Origin of the sequence: Acidovorax sp. HMWF029, assembly GCF_003060895.1 — a bacterium.
In the GTDB taxonomy this organism is placed as follows: Bacteria; Pseudomonadota; Gammaproteobacteria; order Burkholderiales; family Burkholderiaceae_C; genus Acidovorax.
Window position 1 is genome coordinate 1 of the sequence record NZ_QAIH01000140.1, and the last position, 6,514, is coordinate 6,514.

At 67.0% G+C, this 6,514-nt stretch carries 7 protein-coding genes; 2 read left to right on the plus strand and 5 right to left on the minus strand.

The window, feature by feature from the left end; all coding sequences use genetic code 11:
- Together DBR12_RS09630 and DBR12_RS09635 are read left to right on the plus strand one after the other, a co-directional pair.
- The coding region (locus DBR12_RS09630; RefSeq protein WP_146185505.1) for a DUF3108 domain-containing protein at positions 1-631 on the plus strand (631 nt) is incomplete at its 5' end.
- A gap of 257 nt (positions 632-888) precedes the next feature.
- On the plus strand, positions 889-1,188 hold the full coding sequence (locus DBR12_RS09635; RefSeq protein WP_063459254.1) for a DUF3567 domain-containing protein: 300 nt from the start codon (positions 889-891) through the stop codon (positions 1,186-1,188).
- A 148-nt stretch (positions 1,189-1,336) separates the two neighbouring features.
- Here DBR12_RS09635 and DBR12_RS09640 read toward each other — a convergent pair whose 3' ends face one another.
- The 5 genes from DBR12_RS09640 to DBR12_RS09660 all read right to left on the minus strand — a co-directional run.
- Entirely contained in the window at positions 1,337-2,419 is a 1,083-nt protein-coding gene (locus DBR12_RS09640) for an AbrB family transcriptional regulator (protein WP_108617038.1), read from the minus strand.
- Positions 2,420-2,719: 300 nt separating this feature from the next.
- Positions 2,720-3,196 carry a hemerythrin domain-containing protein gene (locus DBR12_RS09645; protein ID WP_108617041.1) on the minus strand — a complete coding sequence of 159 codons (477 nt, stop codon included), beginning with the start codon at positions 3,194-3,196 and terminating at the stop codon, positions 2,720-2,722.
- Positions 3,197-3,284: 88 nt separating this feature from the next.
- Positions 3,285-3,698 (minus strand): ribonucleotide reductase subunit alpha, encoded by a 414-nt coding sequence (locus DBR12_RS09650; protein WP_108617039.1) that lies wholly within the window; start codon positions 3,696-3,698, stop codon positions 3,285-3,287.
- 56 nt (positions 3,699-3,754) lie between these two features.
- Positions 3,755-4,432: a nitroreductase gene (locus DBR12_RS09655; RefSeq protein ID WP_108617040.1), complete on the minus strand. Its 678-nt coding sequence runs from the start codon at positions 4,430-4,432 to the stop codon at positions 3,755-3,757.
- A 59-nt stretch (positions 4,433-4,491) separates the two neighbouring features.
- Positions 4,492-6,514, minus strand: a 2,023-nt coding sequence (locus DBR12_RS09660) for an adenosylcobalamin-dependent ribonucleoside-diphosphate reductase (RefSeq protein ID WP_108617042.1), incomplete at its 5' end; no start/stop codon positions are given.

Below are 6,514 nucleotides of genomic sequence, written 5' to 3' on the forward strand. Positions count from 1 at the left end.
GCCCCCACCCACCCGGCTCGCCTTCGACGTGAGCGGGCAGCACAAAAAATTGGCCTACAACGCCCGCGCCGAGCTGCTGTGGCAGCACGATGGCAGCCGCTACGAGGCGCGGCAGGAGATCAGCGCCTTCCTGGTCGGCACCCGCACGCAGCGCAGCGTGGGCACCATCACGGCCCAAGGGCTGTTGCCCGAGAAGTTTTCCGACAAGTCCCGCAGCGAACAGGCCGCGCATTTCGACTACGCCCAGGGCCGCGTCACCTTCAGCGCCAACACCCCGCAGGCCCCGGCCAGCCCCGGCGTGCAGGACCGCCTGAGCGTGTTCATACAGCTCGGTGCACTGCTGGCGGCCGACCCGGGACGGTTTGTGCCCGGCACCCAGATCACCCTCACCACCGTGAGCGCCCGCAGCGCCGACCGCTGGACCTTCACCATCGAAGGCCCCGAAACGCTGGATCTGCCCTCGGGCGCCACCCCGGCACTCAAGCTGCAGCGCCTGCCCCGCAAGGACTACGACCAGAAGGCCGAGCTGTGGGTGGCCCCGGCGCAGGGCTACCTGCCGGTGCGCATCAAGCTCACCCAGGCCAACGGCGACTTTGCCGACCTGCTGCTGCGCGAAAGCAGCGCCCCCTGAGCACACGCCAGATACGGCCCCGCGCCAAGTGTTGCGCCCACACGCCATCGGGGCAAAAAAGCCCCGCGAGCCCGGCACCCTGCGGTTTTCGTGAAATACTGGTTGCCGCAGGGTTGATGCGGCGCGGGAGGCGTCCTCGTTGGTCTCAGGGCCAGACAAGACACCACCACACCGCCGGGATACCCCGCATGCCGCCCCGGGGCTTGAACTCTGCGTGACTGCTGTCATCTGACATCTATATCGACAAGGGGAACACGATGCACATGCTCTACGACTCAGAATCCTTTGTGGTGGTCCATATGCTGCCCGACGCCGTGGAGAAAAAGAGCGCCCAGGCACTCAACGACACTGCCCCCGCCATTCCCCAGCTTGCCCGCCATGGTTTTGAAATAGTGGACAAACGCTCGGGCAAAGAGGTGTACCTCGACGGCTCCTGGGCCGAGATGTTCCAGGAACAGATCCTCGCCTGGCAGCGCGACACGCCAACGCAGGAAGAAGTGGAAGACGCGCTGGACCGCTATGCGGGGCTGGCGCAGAACCCGGTGGTGGTGCACTAAGACACCCCCCTGAGCCGCTGCGCGGCTTCCCCCCGCTCTCGCTACGCTGCACTTCGCGGGCAGGGGGACGATGCCCTCGCTGCGGGGCGGCCCTTGCTTGGCATCCCTGGCTCTGGGGCGCGCCAGTTTTGTCGTGCAGTTCTTCTTTTCAAACTTTTAGTGCCTGGTGTTCGTCCCTGGGATAGATCCGCCGGTACAGCGGGTCCACCAGCATCAGCACCGCAATCAATCGGCACACCTGAAACGCCGTGACCACCGGCACACCCAGCTGCAGCACCTTGGCCGTGATGGCCATTTCAGTGATGCCGCCCGGCGAAGTCCCCAGCAGCAGCGTGACCCAGGGCAAGCCCGTGGCCCAGGCCAGCACCCCGGCGAACAGCGCGCACACCCCCATCAATCCCAGCGTTCCAACGGCCACGGTGGCCAGCCAGCGCGGGGCGGTCCGCAAAAACTCCCGCCGAAAGCGCACACCCAGACTCACACCAATCACCAGCTGCGCGGCGTTCACCAAGCCTTGTGGCACGGCCGACAGGCTCAAGCCCGCCATCGTGAGCCCCATGGACACCAGCATGGCGCCCATGAACCACGGGTTGGCTCGGCCCAGCCGGTCCATCACCACCGCGCCCACGCCGGTCATCAGCGCCATCAACGCCAGCCCGGGCCAGCTCACGACGCGCAACGTGGGCGGCAGGATGTCGAGGCCGTGCAGGCCGCTCCATTGCAATGCAAACGGAATCGTCACCGTGACGATGAGCAGGCGCAGGCTGTGGCTGGCGGCGACCAGGTCGGTGCGCGCGTTTTCGCGTTCGGAGAGCAAGGTCATCTCGGACGCCGCACCAATGGCGCCCGCGAAGTAGCTGGTGGCGCGCAGCATGGGCGCGGGCACGCCGTGCATGTGCGGCGCATGCACGCGGTAGAGCCAGGCGCCAAACAGCCAGCCCAGGAACAGCGCCCACGCGATGCCCAGAACGATAGCCCACCACAGGCCGCCGACCAGCGCCACCACATCGGGCGTGAAGTACAGGCCCAGCGCCGTGCCGATGGTCCACTGCCCGGCGTTGCGCAGCGGCCCCCAGCTTTCTGTGGGGCCGCCCGAAATCGACACCAGCGAGGTGGCCAGCAGCGGGCCGATCATCCAGGGCAGCGGGGTATGGAGCGCGACGCAGGCGGCGGCGGCGGCCCAGGCCAGGGCCAGCGTGGCAAGAACACGGACAACAAAAGGGAAACGCATACAGGCAGAACGGCAGGCCGGCAGGCCGGGGGCGGACAACAGAAAGTGAACGGCGACGCCGCACAACGACCAAGTGCCCCAACGACGGGGCCGATGGCGTTCGCATGCGCGCCTACAAGCAAGGCACCTCCGAGTATCTCGCCACCGGCCTGGCGCCGCTGCTGCCCTGCCGAGGCGGTATGGCAGACGTCGCAAGAAGGAAACCGTTACCGAGTCTTCTTATCAGGCGGAAATCTCAAGAAAAAAAGGCCTCTGCGCGCGACCAGCATGCCTAGAAAGCTATATTTTTTATAGCAAACATCAGGCGCCGCGCCGCGCGGCCATCTCCTGCCCCATGGCGATCAGTGCGACGGGGGCCAGCAGCGCCTGCATGGCGGGGTAGGCCGTGCCCTCTTCCGCCACGATATGGCCTGCATAGCGCCGGGCAAACCGGTCCAGAGCTGCCTCGTCACCGGGCGTGAACGGCGCCACAGCCGCCTCGGCCAGTGCCTGCAAAGGCACGCGCGCTGCGGCCCACTCGGCCGCCATCGCCACATGGTCCTCTTGCAGCCGTTGCACCAGCGCCCGCACCTCAGGGTCGGCATGGGTCAACAGCAGGGGGAACACATGCAGTTCTTCGTCCTGATGATGCAGCGGCGCAGCAATGTCGAAATAGCGCAGCACATCGCGCGCGGCCTGGCGGGCGTCTGCGTCGGCCCCGTGCTGCTGCACATGGGTACGCAGGCGCGCCAGCAAGGCCAGGGTGCGCAACACACGCTCGTGGCAGGCCTCCAGCATGGCAAAAGGCTGCTCGAAACCCACGGCCGGGGCGCTGAAACCCGGCAGGTGGCGGGCGGTTGTGCCCGAGGGAATGGCGGACACCGTCTCAGCCCAGCCGCACAGGCTGGCCCTGGCGATTGAACGGGATGTAGCCACCGTGTGCGCCGCCCTTGATGGCGTCCACCATGCGCTGCAGGGGCGCCTGGGCATCGGCACTGGTGGGCGCCTGGTTCAAGGTGCCGGGCAGCGCTGCCGCAAACACCATGGCCCAGTCGTGGCCCGGGGCGGTGAACTGCTGCGCCTCTTGCGCCAGAGCGCTGAACGAGGCCAGCTCCTGCGGCGTTTTGTCCACGCACATCAGCGGCACCAGGGCGCCGCCCAGCCCGGCCTCAAAACGCGCGCGCTGCGCGGGGGTGGCGTCATCCGGCAACTCAGCAGCGGCAAACACAAACAGCAGGCGCTGGGGCTCGGGCTGCATGCGCGCGGCGTGCAGCAGGTCGTCAAAACTGGCAATTTCCATCACAAGGTCTCGCAATTGAACAATCAGGTCAAAACAGCCAGGTCAAAACAATCAGATCAGAAGCCGGGCACCACGCCCCGGTCTGCGTCCAACGTGCTCACATAGGCACTGGCCACGGGCCGCGCGCGCACGGTCTTGCGCGACAACACGGTACCAATGCTGATGAAACAAAGGGCCACCTCTGACGGCGCCAGCTGGAACAGCGCCCGCAGGATGTCGGCCTTGAGCGCCTTGCCGCTGGTGAGCGCCGAGCCATAACCCTGCGCCGTGGCCATGAGCAGCATGTTCTGCACCGCACAACCGGCCGACACGGTGCGCTCGGCCAGGTCGATGTCGGCGTCGCCACGTTCGGCATCCACCACGGCCAGTAGCAGCACGGGCGCACGGTAGGCCTTCTCGCGCGCCTGCTCGGCCTGCTCGGGGGTCGCAGCCGGGTCGCGCTCCTGCAACGCCTGGGCAAACACATCGGCCAGAGGTGTGCGCGACGCCTCTGGCACCAGCACAAAACGCCAGGGCACGAGCTGGCCGTGGTCGGGGGCGTGCGCGGCAGCGCTCAGGATCTGCGCCAACTCCGCCGCACCGGGGCCCGGCGCGCCCAGGCGCTTGGGCAGGATGGTCTGGCGCGACTGGATCAACGCCGCCGCCAGCCCGGCCACGTCATCAGAAGCACGGGCCTGCGCCGCAGCAGGCTGCGCGCGGGACGAGGGGTTCAACGGCCAGGGGATGACAGACATGGGAAATCCTTCAGATGCTTACCGCAAGCGCCCGGGAGCATGTGGTGGGGACATGGCCTTCATCCACAGCTCCCCAGGTGGCCACACTGCGTGCAGTAGTCGCAGCCGTCCTTGCGGATCACCGCATGGGCGCCACATTCGCTGCACTTTTTGCCCGCCATGGCCTGGGGCACGGCCACGGGCGGCGGCGCGGGCTCGTCCAGCGGCAGCTGCTGCTGCACCGGGTCGGCCACGCGGCGCGCCAGGATGTTCTGGATGGCATAGGCCATGGCCGCCACTTCGGAGTCGTGCCACATGGGCACCAGCGTGCCATCATCCTTGCGGTGCTGGCCCAGGCGCACGGGGCCCCGGTCCCAGGCCACCTTGCGCATGTCGCTGAGGGCTCGCTCCAGAAAACCGCCGCGCGCGGCCAGCGACAGCATGCGCATGCTGGAGGTGATCCACTGCTGCGACTCGCCGCTTTGCCCCACGGGCATGAAGAACTCGATGGCGCGGTCCACCGTTCGGCTGCCCACGCCGGTGGGAACGGGCAAAAACGAGACGATGAGGTACAGCGTTTTGTGGCCCTCCTGCGTCCAGTATTCGAGCTTTTCGGCCACGGCCGATAGGCCGCCTTGCGGGCGGCTTTCGATGACCGTGCGCATGGGGTCCGCTGGCGGTGCGGGCGGCGCGGCGGGGGCCGCTGCCGGCGCAGGCGCAGGCGCTGCATGGGTCTCCAGCACCGACCCCAGGATGGCATTGGGCCGGTAGGTGGCCAAGCCCTTGAGCCTGGCACGCCAGGCCTGCAGGTACAAATCCTTGAAGTCTTCGTAGGGGTAATCGGCCGGGATGTTGACGGTCTTGGAGATGGCCGTGTCCACAAACGGCTGCACGGCCTCCATCATGGCAATGTGGCCTTGCGCGGGCATGGCCAGGGCCGAGACAAAATAATCCGGCAGCGCGTCGACATCGCCGCCCAGCTCGCGGTACAGGCGCCAGGCGTGGTCTTCCACCGCGTACTCGGTGGTACTGCCGTCCGACTCGCGCTTCTTGCGCTTGTACATCCAAGAAAACGGCGGCTCGATGCCGTTGGAGGCGTTGTCGGCAAAGGCCAGGCTCACCGTGCCGGTGGGCGCGATGGAGAGCAGGTGGCTGTTGCGAATGCCGTGCTCGCGGATGGCCGCCTGGAGCGACTGCGGCAAGCGGCTGGCAAAGGTGCCTTCGGCCAGGTAACCGTTGGCATCGAACTTCGGGAACACCCCTTTCTCGCGCGCCAGGTCCACCGATGCGGCATAGGCCGCGTCGCGCATGCATTCGGCAATGCGCGCCGCCATGGTGCGGCCTTCAGGCCGGTCGTAGCGCAAACACAGCATGGCCAAGGTGTTGCCCATGCCAGTAAAGCCCACGCCAATGCGGCGCTTGGCCATGGCCTCGCCCTGCTGCTGCGGCAGCGGCCAGTAGGTCACATCGAGCACGTTGTCGAGTGCGCGCACCTGCAGCGCCACGGCCTGGTTGAACGCGTCAAAGTCAAACGCCGCCACGCCGCCAAAACCAAAGGGGTGGCGCACAAAGCGGGTGAGGATGATGGGCCCCAGGTCACAACAACCGTAAGACGGCAGCGGTTGCTCACCACAGGGATTGGTCGCCGCGATGTCTTCGCAGTAGTGCAGGTTGTTGTCTTCGTTGATACGCCCCAGGAACAGGATACCTGGCTCGGCAAAGTCGTAGGCCGACTTCATGATGGTGTCCCACAGCTCAAGTGCGGGCACGGTGGCATACACCCACAGGCCGTCGGCGCGCTGGCGGGCGCCCTGGGCAAGCAAGGCAGCGCCGGGGCGAGCCTTGTGCACCAGCTCCCACTGAGCGTTGTTCTGCACGGCTGCAATGAACTCGTCCGACACGCCCACCGACACATTGAAGTTGTTCCAGCGGCCCGGTGTGCGCTTGGCGGTGATGAACTCGTGTACATCGGGGTGGTCGATGCGCAGCACGCCCATTTGTGCGCCCCGGCGCGCGCCCGCGCTCTCCACGGTGGAGCAGGACTGGTCGAACACGTTCATGTAGCTGCACGGCCCCGAGGCCATGGAGGCCGTAGCCTTGACC